Source organism: Actomonas spartinae, assembly GCF_051209155.1.
GTDB lineage: Bacteria > Verrucomicrobiota > Verrucomicrobiia > Opitutales > Opitutaceae > Actomonas.
Genome location: NZ_JBPJGB010000002.1, coordinates 131,628 through 147,626, shown reverse-complemented (window position 1 = coordinate 147,626; position 15,999 = coordinate 131,628). Strand labels below are relative to the sequence as shown.

Here is a 15,999-nt window from a genome sequence, read left to right as displayed (position 1 = left end):
GTGGATCTGCAACAAGGAGGACGAGTCGCACGCCGCGTTTGTGACCGCCGCGCCAAAAAAAACGCTGCCGGCGCCTCGATTGCCCCCAAACTCCGATGCGTCGTTTACGAAGGTATGACCTCCGGTGATCCCGCGCCTCCCGTCCCGATCCTCACGCCCCGGCTCCGCCTCGAGTCGATGAGCCGGGCCGACCTGCAGGCGCTGGCCGCGGGTCACGGTGCCCGGGTGCTTGATCGCCTGCCCTACCGGGTGCCCGATCCCGGCGCCTTGCCTGATCGGGGCTTCGCCCTGCGCCGCCTCGCGCTGGTCGAGCAGGACCCGGCGCAGTTGCCCTGGGTCTACCGCGCAGTGGTTTTGACCGCGACGAACACCTTGGTCGGCAGTATCAACTTCCACCATCGGGCTCCCGACCCGTTTCTCCTGCCCTACTGCTCCCACGGCGCCGAGCTGGGCTACACCATCGCCCCACCGCACCGCCGCCAGGGTTATGCCACCGAGGCCATCGGAGGCATGATGCGGTGGGCACACGACACGGCCGCGGTGCGATCGTTCTTCCTTTCCATCTCGCCCACCAACGCACCGTCGCTACGCCTCGCCCAGAAACTGGGCTTCCGCCAAGTCGGCGAACAGGAAGACGAAGTCGACGGCCCAGAGTGGGTGCTCCGCCGGGATCTCACGGCCAATGCATCGAGTGAATAAAAACGAATCCTCGATTCGTCGGGGCGATTGCACTTCAAAACTGACCTGGCCCTTCACCCTCCCCTCAACCGACTCGATTCCCATGACCTGGCCGCAGTATGCCTTTGGACCGACTCCACCTCGCGATCATCGAAGACCAACTTCTTATTCGTGAAAGCCTCTCCCACACCATCATTCGCACCACCCCAGCGGTCACGACGCACCTCTTCGCCTCCTGCGCGGAGGCGCTGAATGCTCCCGGGGTGATCGCTGGCTGCCAGCTCGCCCTCGTTGATTTGCAGCTCGAAACTGAACAGGCGCAGGACTTCTTCCCCCGGTTCCGCCAACAGTTCCCGAACTTGCGCCTGATCATCGTCACCGGGCTCACCTCCGAATTCAGCCTCCACACCGCCGCCCAGGCCGGCCCCGATGGTTTCGTGCACAAAGGCGATCCCGCCGAAATCCTCGTCGAAGCGATTCGCGAGGTCGCGGCCGGTCGTCGCTTCGTGAGCCCGCGGATCAAGGAACTGCAGACCAGCCAACAACAGAACCCTCAACACTTCAGCAAAATCCTCACCCCGCGCGAACAGGACGCGCTCAAGTGGATCGGACAGGGCCTCGCGAACGAGGAAATCGCCGCCATCATCGGCGTGAGCGCCGGCACCGTGCAGACCCACCGTCGCAACCTCATGCGCAAACTGGGCCTGCACCGCACCACCGAACTCATCGCCTACGCCATCACCGCGGGCTTCGTTCCTGCGCCCCCGCGTCCCCCTTCGCCAGGCGAACCGACTTGAACCCGTTTCAAAATATCCCACTTTTTGCCGCCCTCGCCAACGTGCTGGCCTTGCTGGCCTTGGTTGTCGGTCGACCACGGGGAGCGGCCGCGCGATCCATCGGTGTCTTTTGTTTGGGGGTCGCGCTGTGGAACGCCGGAGTGTGGGGCCTCTTCCGCGCCGCCGACCTCACGACCGCCCGCCCTCTGGCCTACCTCACCTGGGCCGCGCTGTTCACCCTGCCGTCCTCGTTCCTGCACCTCGCGGCGCTCACAACGGACTGGCCCGGCTGGCGGCGGCTCATCGTGGCCAACTATGCGGTGAGCGCCATCTGTATCAGTTTATTGGCGACACGCTGGGGGGTGTCGGACCTGCAGCACCGCTTTGGCGCCTGGTTCGCCACTCCCACCCCGTTGGTGCTGTTCTACATCGGCGGTTTCATGCCCGCCAACGTCGGGTTGTCCGGCTGGTTGTTGTGGCGAAAGTTTCGTTCACCCGACCCGCTGCAACGCTCCCGCGCTCGCACCCTGTTTGTTATCGTGATGGCCATGCCCCTCGCCGCCCTCAAGGAGAGTCTGCACCTGGTCGGCATCCTGCCTCCCCCCACCACCAACCTCGGTGCGATGCCCTGGAGCTCCCTGGCGGCCAGCGGCTACGGCATCCTGGCGGCCTACACCGTGCTCAACGACCGGCTGGGCCGCGTGCGCCTCTTCATCGGTCGCCGTCTGGCGGTGGCGCTACGTCTCAGCTTCTTTGCCCTGGTCATGCTGCTCATCCTGCTGGTGAGCGAGACCGCGATGATTCCCGCCTCGTCCGCCGTGCAGAAACTTCTGGCGATCGGTGCGGGACTCATTGCCGCGATCCTGTGCGCCCTGCCGTTTCCGCGCGACCTCGACTCCGCCCTCGATCGTTGGCGGGGCAGGCTGCTGGGCGAAAGCCTCATCTACCGCAACAAACTGCGCGACTTCATCGACCGGGTGCCCTTCATCGACGAGCCCACGAGCTTGGTCGAGGAGACCTGCGACACCCTGGTCCGCGCCTACGGGGTCACCGCCTGCGCGATCTGGCTCACCGACCAAACCGGCCAACGCTGGCAAGAAGGACGCATCGGCGACACCGCCTGGTCGCCGACCGAGGCCCTGCCGGCCTGGGCCGCCCAACAACTCGGCCTGCGGCTGCCCGGGCTCCCGGTCCAACCCGCCGCACCACCCGCCAACGCGCCTGTTCGGGACGCCTTTGTGCGGGTGTTCCCGTTGGGCGAAAAAGAGGGCGCCGCCCGCGGTTTCCTCGCTCTGGGCAAACGGGAATCGTGGCCGTGGACCCAGACCGACTCCGCCCAAGTGCGCGAGCTGTGCCGCCACCTCACCTTTCAGTTCGACCGCATGGCCATCGCTCACACCGAGCAATTGCGCCAGATCAACGCGGCCAAGGACCGGTTCCTCTCCAGCATCAATCACGAAATGCGCAATCCCCTCAACGGCGTGAAGGGCATCGCCTCGATGTTGCGCAGCGAAGCCGGCAGTCCGCGCGCCGAGGCGCTCCTGCGCAACCTCCACGCGTGCATCGACCGCCTGAGCGCGACGATCGAGGAGGTGATGGACTTCGCCAATCTCGACGCCGGCGCCATTCAGCTCGAAGAACAAACGTTCGAACTCGGCGCGTTTCTGCACGACACCGTCGGACTCTACAATTTGCAGCGGGACCAAGTCGCAATCGAGACCATGACGCCGACCCCGCTTTGGCTCATTGGCGATACCGGCAAACTGCGCCAGATTCTCGGCAACTACCTCGACAATGCGCTCAAATACGGGACCGACCAAACCGCGACCCTGCGCGTCAGCCGCCAGCCCGCCGCGGCCGACGAAATTTCCCTGCAATTTGAAGTGGTGAACGCCGGGACCACGCTCACCGACGCCAACATCGAGGCTCTTTTCGAACCCTTCGAGCGGGGGCAGCGGGCGCAGGAAACGCAAGCGCCGGGCCTCGGCATCGGCCTGTCCCTCTGCCGCCGCGTCGGCAACGCCATGGGCGGTCGCACCACCGCCCGCAACGATCAGGGGCAGACCATATTCTCCTTCTCCTGCACCTTTACCCCGAGCTCGCCGGCGGCCCCGGCTCAGCGCCGCCTGCGCACCGAGCCTCCCGTGCATGTGCTCGCCATTGAAGACGAGGACTACAACCGCCTCGCGCTCGGCCACTATCTCCAACAATTGGGGGTTCGCGTCTCGTGGGCCCGCGACGGTGAAAGCGCCCTCACCGAGCTGAACCACACGCCACGCTTCGACGCCGTTTTGATGGACTGGCACCTGCCCGGTCTCTCCGGAGCGGCGCTGCTGGATGCCTTGCGCCAACGCCAAACCGAGCCCGCCGCTCCCGTGATCGTCATCAGCGCCTTTTCGACCGTCGCCAAGCGCGAAGAATGCCTGCGCGCCGGCGCCCAGGCATTTCTGAGCAAGCCGCTCCAACCCCAAGCCCTGCACGATGCCCTCGTCCGCAGTCTCGCTGCGCCCCCCTCGACCACAGAACCCAGCACGACGGCCACCCCCGCCACCTGGGTCATGACCGCCGAGCAACGCCGCGACCTGCACGCCGACGCCCTGCGGGACGTGCGTGAAATCCTCGCGCGATGGGACGACGTGCCCGAGCGAGCCACCTTCCTCGCCCACGCCGCCCGCGGCAAGCTGGCCCTGTTGGGCGAACAGGTGTGGGTGGAGCAACTCGGATTGGTCGAACAACACCTGCTCAGCTCGCCCACCGACCTCGCCCCGGTGCGCGAACTCCTCATCACGTTGCTCCAGGAAGCCGACACCGCCGGGTCTTGAGCGCCGCCCACACGCGGCTAGTTTTAGCCGCGTTCTAAGAACACTCCCGTCGGTTCGTTGTCCTCCTAACGACGCTATGCCCATGAATACCCGCTCCCTTTTGCCAGGCCTGCTCGCGGCCTGCACCTGCAGCCTCGCGCTGCGCGCCCAATCGATCGACTCCACCATCACGGCCGTCACCGTCTACCCCGATCGCGCTCTGGTCACGCGTGCCGCCACGCTCGATCTCCCCGCCGGCGAGTCATCCTTCGTCCTCAGCGGCCTGCCCGCCAACCTCTGGGATGACTCCATCCAGGTGCGCGGCAGCGGGCCCGACGGCACCACCATCCTCGACGTCAATTCGCGCAACCTTTTCCTCGAATCCGAACCCAGCCCGGCAATCGCGCAGCTCGAAGAGAAACTCAAAAGCCTCCGCGACGAAGACCGCGTCCTCGCCGACCAACTCAAGAACATCGACCGCCAGTTCAGCGTGCTCGATCGCATCATCACCGCCAACACCACCGTGCCCACGGAAGGCGCCGCGCCGCAACGCGACCTCGGCGAGTGGCAGGACCTGCTCACCTTCACCGCCGAGAACCAGGCCCGCCTGATCACCACCCAGCGCGAGGTCACCCTCCAGCGTGAGAACCTCGCCCACCGCATCAACGCCGCCCAAGCCCAGCTCAACGAAGCCCGCGGTCGCGTGCCCGGCCGCCGCGCCGTGAAGGAAGTCACCGTGCGCCTCACCTCCCCGACCGCCGGCCGCGGCCAACTCGAGCTCACCTACACCGCTCCCGGCGCCAACTGGAGCCCCGTCTACAACGCCCGCCTCAACTCCACCACCCGCGAGGTGAGTTTCGACTACCAGGCCCAGGTCATCAACCGCACCGGCGAGCCCTGGAACGCCGTCGCCCTCACCCTCTCCACCGCCCGCCCCAGCGCCGGTGGCAGCGCGCCGGAAGCGATGCCATGGATCGTAGCACAGCAGACTTACAGCACGGATGACGCGATGGAGCTTTCCCCGTTCTCCGTCACCCGCGCCGCCCCAGCGGCCGAGCAGGGTTACACTTCAGCAACGACCGTCTCTGGAAGCCGCCTGAAGACCGAGCTGGCCGACATCCGCAACAACCTCGCCACCGTTGAAACCGGCCTCACCGCCGCCACCTTCAAGATCACCGCGCCCGCCACCATCCCGGCCGACGGCACCACCCAAAAGGTCAGCGTCACCACCGTCACCCTGCCGGCCGGCCTGCGCTACGAAACGACGCCCAAATACGTCGCCAACGCCTTCCTCACCGCCACGGTCGAGAACACCACCGACTTCCCGTTGCTCGGGGGCAAACTCGCCGCTTTTGTCGACGGCGCCTTCATCGCCAACAGTTTTCTCGAGCAAACCATGCCCGGCGAGGACTTCGAACTCGCCCTCGGCGTCGACGAGGCCGTCGTCGTCGAACGCACCCTCCTCAACCGCTTTGTCGAAAAGACCGGCTTCACCAACAGCGGCACCCGTGTGACCTACGAGGTGAAACTTGAGCTCACCAACCACAAGACCGTGCCCGTCACCCTGCGCCTCGCCGAACCTCTGCCCGTCAGCCGCCACGAGAAAATCACGGTGAAAATCCTCGCACCCGCCGAACGCGACATCGCCACCGGCGACGACAAGACCAAGGCCTTCCACCGCGACGACGAAGGTATCCTCACCTGGACCGGCTCGCTCGCGCCCGGCGCGAGCCGGAGCCTGACCCTCAAGTTCAGCATCGAACACCCCAACGACCTCGACGTGACGGGTGTGGAGTAAACCGATCTTTCTCCCTCCGCCCTCAGTGCCCGCCCGGCCCCCGCCGCGGCGGGCGTTTGGCGTCACGGCAAGTTAACATCAACGTCACCCACCTTCCTTGCGCTTTCGCAGAACCCGCTTTCGTTCCAACATCCTCCCACCATGAAGCTCCGCCCGTTCTTCATCACCACCCTCTTTCTTACCATGCTCAGTTTTGGCACCGCCGCCCCGCTTGAGGTGGGGGCATCCGCTCCCGCCGTATCCGCCCTCACCGACGAGGGCAACGAACTCAACCTCAGCGAGGTCTACGCGTCTCACGACTACACGCTGGTCTACTTTTACCCCAAGGCCGACACCCCCGGTTGCACCAAGCAGGGCTGCTCGCTGCGCGATGCCTACGAGGAGCTCACCGACAAGGGTGTCGCGGTCATCGGCGTCTCCTACGACACGGTCGAAAAGCAGGCCGCGTTTAAGGAAAAATACCAGTTCCCCTTCACCCTGCTCGCCGACACCGACAAGGCCGTCGCCAAGGCCTTCGGCGCCAATGGCATGATCATGGCCAGCCGCTCCGCCTACCTCGTGCACGACGGCAAAGTCGTCTACGCCGATCACAAGGGCTCCACCACCCAGCAGGCCAACGATATCCTCTCCTTTCTGGCCAAGTAATTGCTACGAAAGCCAGTCCGACCGACGGTCACACAAACTACAGACAAACGAACTAGAAAAAACGCCTCCCGGCTCCCCGGGGGGCGTTTTTTGTGGGAGGCGCGTCATCCGCCGTCGCGCTCGCGCCAAAGCTGTTTGGCAATTCGTTCGGCCACCCCTTGGGAAGCGTCCAGGTTGAGGCTCGTGCGCAAAGCCTCGTGAGCTTGGCGCTCGCGACCGAAGTGCTGATACACCAAGGCCAGGTAAGCGTAGGCAATCGCACGATCAATTGGCTCCGCTTCCTCCGCCGTGAGCGGCAGGAGCAACGGAAGCGCTTCGGTATGTTGCCCATCGAGGACCAGCAAGCTGCCCAGCGTGCCCCGCAACGTCGGAGCCTCCGGACAAAGCGCCACCGCCTCGCGCGCCCAGACCAGCGCTTCCGCGAGAAACTCCAGCCGCCCCTGAATGGCGACCACCGAAGCCATTTGATCCAACAACGCGGCCTCCTCTCCTTTGCTCATCTGAGCCGCCAACCGCACCTGCTTGAGCCCCGCGATCGCAGCCGCGTGCTCGCCCTCAACGAGGTGTTCCAGTGCCTCCTGATAGGTTACTCGCAGATCCTCATCCGCATCGTGTAGCCACGAGGACGCCACCTCGAATTCCCCATCATACCGCTGAATGGATTCGCCGTATACCTGACCCGTTTGCCCGGATTCTTCATGGAGTTTTCCTGACAGGAAATCCCACGCCATTCGCCCATCGCTGCTCCGCTTCACTCCGTCCACGACGTATTCCGAGGGCAAAAGATTCTGCAGCAACATCAGTCCTTGGTAGAACAACAAGAACGATATCGCCGTCTGGGCTTCAACCGAAGCCCACCAGTCCTCGACGGCCCCACGTCCGAAATCCCACCTCAAACGCCAAAGCAGCGCCAGCAAGGCCACGTCGCACAGCGGCCCCGCCAACGCGAAAAGCACACCTCGCCAGCGAAGGCACTTGGCCGAACTCCACGTGGCCAAAAACAAGCCGCCGAAAGGCAGCCAACGGAGGATTAACGCGACGTGACCGAACTTACCTTTCCACGCAATCGGACCGCGCCCCACGTTGAGCTTTAATCCACGAAACCCAACCAGCCACCCGACCAACCAGTGCGCCATTTCGTGGCATGTGATCGCGAACATCGCCCAAATCCAGATCGCGGGAAATATCATCAACTCCATCATCGGTCCGGTCGGCGTCAGCAAGACGACCGATCTTCGCCAGCGCAACACTCTCGATTTTTAATCCCTTGCACCACCTTCGCTGTAGCCGGGGTCGCTGACCCCGGTTCACGATGCGCTCTCATGCCTCGCCGCAAATCCAGCTCCCGCCGTTCCTCCGCCATTCCGGCCCGCTTCCGCCGCACCAGGGCGTTCCTTTATCTGAACGTCCTCATCCTCCTCGGCGGCGGCATCTGGTATTTCCTCCAACCGCCCACCCGCCAGACCGAGGTGCGGCAACTCGTGGGCAATGCCTTCGCCGAGAATAAACGCGTCGAGTTTCTCGATGTCGCCTGGGACATCTACCAGCTCTACTACAGCCCCGACTTCGTCAGCGCGCCGCCCGCGCCCGGCGACCGCACCCACCTCTACGCCGGCGTGCCCGTGCCGGCAGCCGCTCCCGCCCAGGTCACTCGCGTGCTCACCAACACCGGCTACGTCGTCGGCTATGACGACCACGTCGGCGTGCCGCGCTGGGCCGCCTACCGCATCGCCGACATCTCGCCGCTGCCCACCCCGGCCGAGCGTCCCGACCGCTTCGAGGTCGACCGTCGCACCGTCGCTCGCATCGACAGCGATGCGTATACAGGAACCGGATACGACCGTGGCCACCTCGCGCCCAACTACGCCATCGCCACGCGCTACGGTGAACCCGCCCAGCGCGAAACCTTCCTGATGAGCAACATCATGCCCCAGAAGCACAGCCTCAACGCCGGCCTCTGGAAGCAGCTGGAGCTGCAGATCGCCACCGCCTACCCGGCGCGCTTCGGCGAGGTCTGGGTGCTGTGCGGCCCCGTGCTCGGTGACCCGCCGGCGCGCCTCGCCGGCAGCGGCCGTGCCGGCCCGGCCATTCCCGGCTGGTGCTACATGATCCTGGTCGACGAAAGCGACGGCCGCGTGCGCACCCAGGCCTTCCTCTTCCCCGCCGAACCCGCCGATCACGCCCGCCTCGCCGACTTCCTCACCACCATCGACGAAATCGAACAACGCACCGGCCTCGACTTCCTCACCGCCCTCCCCGACGACGCCGAAGCCACCCTCGAATCCAAACGCGCCAGCCGCGTGTGGTGATTCTGATCTAACTACAGATTACACAGAGACCACAGATCCAAAGGCTCTTCAGCGCGTCAGCCATCCGTGCTCATCTGTGTAATCTGTGGTTAAAAACCTTCGCCTGCCTCACAGTTCGTCGTCGTCGACGGCGTGCAGCACCGTGGCGTCTGCGTCGTGGCGCACGCGCTGCAACCAGTCCGCCAAAAGTGGTTCCTTGGCGACCAGGTCCAACGGCAGCGGGGCAGCCAGGAGGTCGATCGCACGCAGCTGGCCATCGGCCGCGCGGACGAGGTTCTTGCTGTGCAGGTCGGCCACCAGCCAGGGGTGGTCGTCGACAAAATACAGCCGCGGGTGGTCGCGGTGCGCGCGCAGGAAGCGCGAGGGCCACGCGATCAATCCGGCCGGTTGCACACCGGAGGTGTCGGCGCCTTCGGACAGCAGCCCGCCAAGTGTCTGTTTGGTCACGAGCACGCCTTCGCGTTTGGTCACGCCGATCACCTCCGTCGGCATGCCGCCAAGCCGCAGGATCAGATCGAACTTCTCCAACATCGCCTGATAGGTGCCGTCGGCCGCTTCGGCGTGCAGGGCCACATCGTCCTCGCGAAAGAACTCGAAGGTCCCGCCGATGTGCCCGTCCTCGCGCGGCATGAAAAACTTGTAGATCGACTGGTCCTCCGCCTCAAAGGCCGTGGCTTCCACGCCGCTGCTGATCGGTCGCAGGCGCGGACTGCATTCGCCCAACAGGTCCTCCACGTCGGGCGGAAACCCGAAGTCCTCCAGCTCAATGAGCGGAAAGGTTTCGCGAAAGGCCCGCGCCGCCGCGTCGAGTTCCCCCCACAGCGGATCCGCCGCCGCCAGCAGACCTATTTCGTCGGGTTCCCAGAGGACGAGGTCATCGTCCGGATACGTTCCGATGCCGACTGCCTGCGCAGCCGCGCGGAAGCGAGCGAGCGCTTCCAGTCTTCGCCGGTGATCGTGTTGAAGCGCGCGCCACGTTGCTTCGTCGGGGAGCCGCCCGCCTTGGATGCAGGTGGGTTTGCCGGTGAAGAGGTCTTGCATGTTTCGTCGCGGCTCATGGTCGGGAGGGAAGGCCGATAACGTCGGGCGACCCGAGGCACAAAGCAAACGGAACTTGCGCCAAGTTCTTCACCCTTGTCCACACGTTGTTCACAACCGCGCCCAACAGAGAGCAACGTGTTAACGATCAAGCCCCGGTCCCTCGCCGCGTTCACCCGATCTTTCTCTTTATTTTTTCTTCTTTCTCTTTCTCCGCGCCGGCCGGAATCCACTCGCCCCGTGGGGAGAAAGATAAAGATAAAGAGAAAGACTAAAGATTTTTCCACCCCATGACCCCATCCCGCTTGCCCCTCTTCGCCGCCGCCACCACGGCCTTCACCCTCACCGCCGCGTTTGTCGCCGCCCACATCGTCAACGAGGAGCCCGGTGCCTATCCGGCCTTCGGCGAGGTCGAGCGCCTCGACGCCGAACTGGATTCCCGCCTCGCACCTGACGCCCACATGGAGCTGCTCTCCACCGGCTTCGAATGGGCCGAAGGTCCGGTCTGGGACGCCGCCAACAGCCGCCTCCTCTTCACCGACGTGCCCGAGAACAAGGCCTACGCCTGGACCGCCGAACAGGGCACCCGCCTCTTCCTGCACCCGTCGGGTTACACGGGCCTCATGAGCGAAGCGCCTTATGAAGAGGGCGCCAACGGCCTCGCGTTCGACGCCGAGGGCCGACTCATGCTTTGCCAGCACGGCAACCGCCAGCTCGCCCGCCTCAACGCCGACGGTCGCACCTTCACCACCCTCGCCGGGCGTTGGGACGGCAAACGCTTCAACAGCCCCAACGACCTCGTGCGCGCCCGCAACGGCGATGTGTTCTTCACCGATCCGCCCTACGGCCTCACCGATCAAAGCGTCGGCAAAGAACTCGACTTCCAAGGCGTCTACCGCCTCCTGCCCAGCGGCCAACTCAAGCTCATCAGCGACCAGATCAGCCGCCCCAATGGTATCGGCCTTTCACCGGATGAGCGCACCCTCTACGTCGGCAGCACCGACTTTCGCGAAGGCTGCATCTTCGCCATCACGCTCGATGCCGACGGCAACGCGGTCGGCGAGCCGCGGGTGTTCTTCAGCGGCAAGGACCTCGCCGCCCAAGGCCGCCGCGGTGGTTTTGACGGCCTCAAGGTCGACGTCGACGGTTACGTCTGGGCCACGGGCCCTGGCGGTCTCGTGATCCTCAATCCACAGGGCAAACTGCTCGGCTCGCTGCTCACCGGCCGCGGCACCGCCAACGTCGCCTTTGGGGGCGAGGACGGCATGACCCTGTTCCTCACCGCCGACGATTCCCTGGTCCGCATCCCGGTCAAAACCACCTGGCTCGGCCGAGGCTGGTAAGGCGCGCCAACGGCGCACCTCCATCATTCTCCTTCCTCTTTATCTTTCGCTTTCCCCCCGCGGGCTGAAACCCATCCGCTCCACGGGGAGAAAGATAAAGAGAAAGACTTAAGATCCGGTTGCCGCCGGGCGGACGGTTTCTACCCCGCCACCTGCTCTTCGCCGTCTTCGTCGTTGCCGTCGCCCTTTTCGGCCTCCGGCAACTTCGAGACGAGGAGCTTGTCGATCTTGTGGCGGTCCATGTCGACCACCTCAAAACGCCAGCCGTCGTGCTCAAAGGCTTCGCCCGTCGTCGGGATGCGGCCAAAGTGCGTCATCACAAAGCCACCGGCCGTCTGATATTCCGCTTCCTCCTCGTGCGGGAATTCGTCGATGCCGGTGATTTCCTTGAGTTCGTCGATATCATAGGTCGCATCGACCAACCACGAACCGTCGGAGCGTTGCTTGGCCTCGGGTTCATCGCGGCGACCGGAATCGGGGATGTCGCCCACGATGGCCTCGAGCACGTCGTAGAGTGAAACGATGCCCGCGACCGAGCCAAACTCATCCGCGACCAGCGCGATATGTTTGCCCGACAACTTGAACTGCTCGAGCAAGGCGCTCGCCGCCATGGTTTCCGGCACCGTGAGCGGCGCCGTCAGCAGGTGGCGGAGCTGCGTCGGCACGCCGAACGCGTTGTTGGCCCAGATCGCCTTGACCGAGACCATGCCGACGACCTGCTCGCGGTTACCTTGCACGACCGGAAAGTGGGAGTGACCGCTGGCCACGACCTTGCGCCAATTCGTTTCGTCGGGCTCGGCGAGATCGAGAAACACCAGCTTGGGCCGCGGCGTCATCAGGTAGGTGACCGGCATCTCGTCGAGCTCGAGCACGCCCGCGACCATGTCGCGCTCGCTCTCGTTGAAGACGCCTTCGGCCATGCCCTGCTCGACCATGATGTTGACCTCTTCTTCGGTCACCGGCGCCTCCTTGGGCGCGCGGTGCAACCCGAAGGGCCGCAGCGCCAGTTCGCTCAGCCAAGTGAGCAGATTGACCGCCGGCGCCACGACGCCCGACAAGCGGCGGATCGGACCGACCAACATCAGCGCGAGCGCCTCGGGCTTCATCAACGCGATGCGTTTCGGCACGAGTTCGCCGAGCACGACCGAAGCGAGGGTGATGATCACAACGACGATGCCGAGGGCGATCGAGTGAGCGAACTCCGCGATTGGCTCGAAGCCGCCCAGCACCATCTCCAGGCGCGTGGTCAGCGCTCCGCCACCAAAGGCACCCGCCAGCACCGCGACCATGGTGATGCCTACCTGCACGGTGGAGAGGAAGCGCGACGGGTTCGAGGCCTCGGCGAGAGCCTGATCGGCCCGTTTGTCGCCGTCCTCGGCCAGTTCCCGTAGGCGGGATTTGCGCGCCGAAATCAGCGCGACCTCCGCCATGGCGAAGATGCCGTTGATCAACAGCAACAGCAGCAGGATCAACAGCTCGTTGGAAATGGAGTTCATCTACTTGGGGCCGGACCTACGCGCATATCGCGTCCCGGCGCAAACCGTTTCGTGGTCGTGCCACGTGCGGAATTTTCATGTCCCGTGCTTCCACTCGGGCTCATCGGCGTCGTAAACCGCCTGGTCAAACTCGCCTTCGCTCTTGGCCACGATGACCGAAACCACCGCGTCTCCCGTCACATTCACCGCCGTGCGCGCCATGTCCAACAGGCGATCGACACCATAGATCACACCGATGGCGGCGACCGGCAGACCCACTTGTTGAAACACCATCGCCAGCATGATGAGGCCCACGCCCGGCACCCCGGCCGTGCCGATTGAAGCAAGCGTGGCGGTGAGGATGACCATGAGGTAACCCTGAATGCCGATGTCGATACCAAGGGCCTGCGAGATGAACACCGTGGCCACGCCCTGCATGATGGCGGTGCCGTCCATGTTGACCGTCGCGCCGAGCGGAATCGTAAACGAGGCAATGGACGGCTTCACGCCCAGATTGTGCTCCGCGTTCTCCAAGCTCACCGGCAGGGTCGCGTTGCTGCTCGCGGTGGAGAAGGCGAAAAGCTGCACCCGCCGCATCATTTTAAAAAATGTGATGACCTTCAGGCCGGTGAAGGTCTTGAGGATCGCCCCGTAGGTCACGAAGGCGTGGATGAGCAGCGCGACGACCACCAAGAGGAAGTATTTCCCCAGCGCCTGAATCGCCGCGAAGCCCTCGAGCGAAAAGGTCTTCGCCACCAAGGCGAACACGCCGAAGGGCGCGAAGAGCATGAGGATCATGACCAGCTTCATCACGATCTCGTTGAGGTCGGTGGCGATCGCCAGAACCCGTTTGCCCGGCTCGCCCGCGAGGCACATCGCGATGCCGAAGAGGATCGCGAACACGATCACTTGGAGCATGTTGCCCTCGGCCATGGACTGGATCGGGTTCTTCGGGAAGATGTTCAGCAAGACCTCGCTCAACGGCGGACTCGCCGACACCGCGAAGCTGCTGTCGTAGTTGAGCTCAAAGCCCGCGCCCGGCTGCACCACCACCGCGAGGCCGATGGCGATCGCGATCGCGACCGCGGTCGTCGTCAGGTAGAAGGCCAGCGTCTTGATGCCGATGCGACCGAGCTTGCGCACATCGTCGAGCGCCGCCGTGCCCGTCATGAGCGAGAACAGGACGAGCGGCACGACCAACATCTGCAGCAGCCGCACGAAGATGCTGCCGATCAGCGGGAAGAAGGTGCCGGCCAGAAACCCGGGCTCGTCCGCCGTGACACCCGCGGTGTTGAGCACCGACCCCAGGACAATGCCCAGCGCCATCGCGATCAGAATGTTGCGGGTGAGGAATCGTTGGGAAAAGAGCGCGGCAATCATGGGGAGGCGGGCACCATCGCCGACCACCCCCGCACCGTCAACGTTCCCCCGCAAACGGCGGCCCGCCCAACTTTTTGCGCTTGGCCACGAAACACTTGCACCCTGCGGTCGTCTCAGTCCTCTCCGCTTCATGACCCGCCGCCCGCGAACACTCCTCAACCTGTGTTCCGCGATGATCGTTTTGCTCATCGTCGGTGGGTGCGGATCGCCGCCCAAACCGACGCCGCCAGGCCCCCAGCCGGTCATTACCGGCAGCGGCACCTACCTCAACGATCAAGTGCGCGTCGTGGCCGAGCTCGGCCCCTTCCGCCTGGTGGATGCGCTGCCCCCGCAGCGCCTTGGGGGCTCGCCGGTGGCGATCGATGAGGAACCGCTCACCGACCGCCGCCCCCGCGCCTACGCCGGACCTGGCTCCCGCAACGCCACCGGGGGTCCGCCCCGCCAGTCTCTCACCGTCACCGTGCGCAACCTCGGCGATCAATCGCTGCGCCTGCGCGTGGCCGAGGTGCGCTGCGTCCTGGGCAACTTCGTGCCGGTGCCCGAGATCTTCACCCTCGAGCCCGGTCAGATTCAGGCCCTCGAACCCATGCGCGCCTCCTACCCCGCGCCCATCGACGAGATCGAGGTCATCGTGCGCCTCCGCACCAACGAGGCCGACGAGGCGCAAACCTTGAAACTCGTGTTGTAAGGCGGCTCAGGCCCTTCGCCCCAAGTGCGCGGCGCACTCCATCTGCGCCCGGATCTCCGGACCGAGCTCCCGCACCACATCCAAAAACGCCCCCAAGGCCGGAGACTCATTGTCGCGCGGCCACGCCATCACCAACGGCACCTCGTCCGAAGCCGGACTCACTTCGCGAAACACCACGCCAGGCGCAAAGCGGCAGGCCACGCATCCCGGCACCAAGCCGATGCCCGCCCCACCCGCCACCAGCGTAAGCACCGTCGTCATGAGGTCCGGCTCATGCTCGATCCGCGGCGCGATTCCTGCCGTCCGACACAGGGCCATGATGGTGTCAAACAGCCCGGGCGCCCCCGCTCGCTCGTAAACCACCAAAGGCTCCGCCCCGAGCTGCTTCACCGGCAGCGTTTTGCCGCGACGGCGAGCCAAGCGATGGTCATCGGGCAACACCGCGATCACGCGATCGGTGTAAACCCGCTCTTCGCTCAACCATATTTTTTCCCCCGCGGGCCCCGTCGGTCGCGTGAACGCCACATCGATTTCGCCATCGACAAACGCCGCCAGTTGCTGCGTCGGCATCATCTCGTGCAGGCAGAGCTCCACATCCGGATATCGCTCGCGAAACACGCGCAGCAAACGCGGCAAAAATGGCGTCACCGCCGGCCCCATGTAACCGAGCACGACCTTGCCCACCTCGCCCCGCGCCGCGCGTTGCGCCGCGCGCACCGCTTCATCGGCCGCCGTCAACAAGCGCTGCACTTCGCGCAGGAACACCCCGCCCGCCGCCGTCAGGCGCACGAGCCGTTTGGTGCGCTGCAGCAGCCGCACGCCCATCTCCTCCTCGAGGTCGCGGATGGTCTGACTCACCGCCGGCTGCGCCACCCGCAATTCCGCCGCCGCGGCGGTGAAATTCAGGTGCCGCGCCACCGCCGCAAAGGTTCGCAGGTGCCTCAGTTCCATGCCGCACCATTGATAAGTAAAACCGATTACTACAAGCGAATCATACGATTTCCGTGATTTCTCAAATTCGGCTATTCTGGGCCCATCGCCAAACCGCCCGACGCGACGCGGCGAATA

13 protein-coding genes are annotated in these 15,999 nt (G+C 64.9%); 8 read left to right on the top strand and 5 right to left on the bottom strand.

Annotated features, from left to right (window positions below):
- The first annotated feature begins 114 nt into the window (after positions 1–114).
- The 5 genes from AC0MRV_RS08665 to AC0MRV_RS08645 all read left to right on the top strand — a co-directional run bounded on the left by AC0MRV_RS08665 (position 115) and on the right by AC0MRV_RS08645 (position 6,698).
- Positions 115–699 (top strand): GNAT family N-acetyltransferase, encoded by a 585-nt coding sequence (locus tag AC0MRV_RS08665; RefSeq protein WP_472764062.1) that lies wholly within the window; start codon positions 115–117, stop codon positions 697–699.
- A gap of 98 nt (positions 700–797) precedes the next feature.
- A complete protein-coding gene (locus AC0MRV_RS08660) occupies positions 798–1,475 on the top strand; it encodes a LuxR C-terminal-related transcriptional regulator (RefSeq protein ID WP_472764061.1) in 678 nt (225 codons plus the stop codon).
- Positions 1,472–4,276, top strand: coding sequence for a response regulator (locus AC0MRV_RS08655; protein ID WP_472764060.1), 2,805 nt, complete (start codon positions 1,472–1,474; stop codon positions 4,274–4,276). Before AC0MRV_RS08660 ends, AC0MRV_RS08655 begins: the two co-directional genes overlap by 4 nt.
- A gap of 82 nt (positions 4,277–4,358) precedes the next feature.
- Complete coding sequence (locus AC0MRV_RS08650; RefSeq protein WP_472764059.1) at positions 4,359–6,053, top strand: mucoidy inhibitor MuiA family protein; 1,695 nt, start codon at positions 4,359–4,361, stop codon at positions 6,051–6,053.
- 141 nt (positions 6,054–6,194) lie between these two features.
- Complete coding sequence (locus AC0MRV_RS08645; protein ID WP_472764058.1) at positions 6,195–6,698, top strand: peroxiredoxin; 504 nt, start codon at positions 6,195–6,197, stop codon at positions 6,696–6,698.
- Between the two features lie 104 nt (positions 6,699–6,802).
- Here the strand turns inward: AC0MRV_RS08645 and AC0MRV_RS08640 are convergent, their stop codons facing one another.
- Positions 6,803–7,921: a hypothetical protein gene (locus AC0MRV_RS08640; protein WP_472764057.1), complete on the bottom strand. Its 1,119-nt coding sequence runs from the start codon at positions 7,919–7,921 to the stop codon at positions 6,803–6,805.
- Between the two features lie 99 nt (positions 7,922–8,020).
- Between AC0MRV_RS08640 and AC0MRV_RS08635 the strand changes: the two genes are divergently transcribed.
- Positions 8,021–9,007, top strand: coding sequence for a DNA/RNA non-specific endonuclease (locus AC0MRV_RS08635; RefSeq protein WP_472764056.1), 987 nt, complete (start codon positions 8,021–8,023; stop codon positions 9,005–9,007).
- A gap of 108 nt (positions 9,008–9,115) precedes the next feature.
- Here AC0MRV_RS08635 and AC0MRV_RS08630 read toward each other — a convergent pair whose 3' ends face one another.
- The gene (locus AC0MRV_RS08630) at positions 9,116–10,048 is read right to left on the bottom strand and encodes a hypothetical protein (protein ID WP_472764055.1); all 933 of its coding nucleotides are present in this window, start codon (positions 10,046–10,048) and stop codon (positions 9,116–9,118) included.
- 287 nt (positions 10,049–10,335) lie between these two features.
- Between AC0MRV_RS08630 and AC0MRV_RS08625 the strand changes: the two genes are divergently transcribed.
- A complete protein-coding gene (locus tag AC0MRV_RS08625; protein WP_472764054.1) occupies positions 10,336–11,388 on the top strand; it encodes an SMP-30/gluconolactonase/LRE family protein in 1,053 nt (350 codons plus the stop codon).
- Positions 11,389–11,528: 140 nt separating this feature from the next.
- Here the strand turns inward: AC0MRV_RS08625 and AC0MRV_RS08620 are convergent, their stop codons facing one another.
- Entirely contained in the window at positions 11,529–12,884 is a 1,356-nt protein-coding gene (locus AC0MRV_RS08620; protein WP_472764053.1) for a hemolysin family protein, read from the bottom strand.
- Between the two features lie 75 nt (positions 12,885–12,959).
- Entirely contained in the window at positions 12,960–14,243 is a 1,284-nt protein-coding gene (locus AC0MRV_RS08615; RefSeq protein ID WP_472764052.1) for a dicarboxylate/amino acid:cation symporter, read from the bottom strand.
- Between the two features lie 130 nt (positions 14,244–14,373).
- Here AC0MRV_RS08615 and AC0MRV_RS08610 point away from each other — a divergent pair, with 130 nt between their 5' ends.
- Positions 14,374–14,931, top strand: a complete 558-nt coding sequence (locus AC0MRV_RS08610) for a hypothetical protein (RefSeq protein WP_472764051.1) — start codon at positions 14,374–14,376, stop codon at positions 14,929–14,931.
- A gap of 6 nt (positions 14,932–14,937) precedes the next feature.
- On the opposite strand, the gene AC0MRV_RS08605 is transcribed toward AC0MRV_RS08610, so the two are convergent.
- Complete coding sequence (locus AC0MRV_RS08605) at positions 14,938–15,882, bottom strand: LysR family transcriptional regulator (protein ID WP_472764050.1); 945 nt, start codon at positions 15,880–15,882, stop codon at positions 14,938–14,940.
- Positions 15,883–15,999 lie beyond the last annotated feature (117 nt).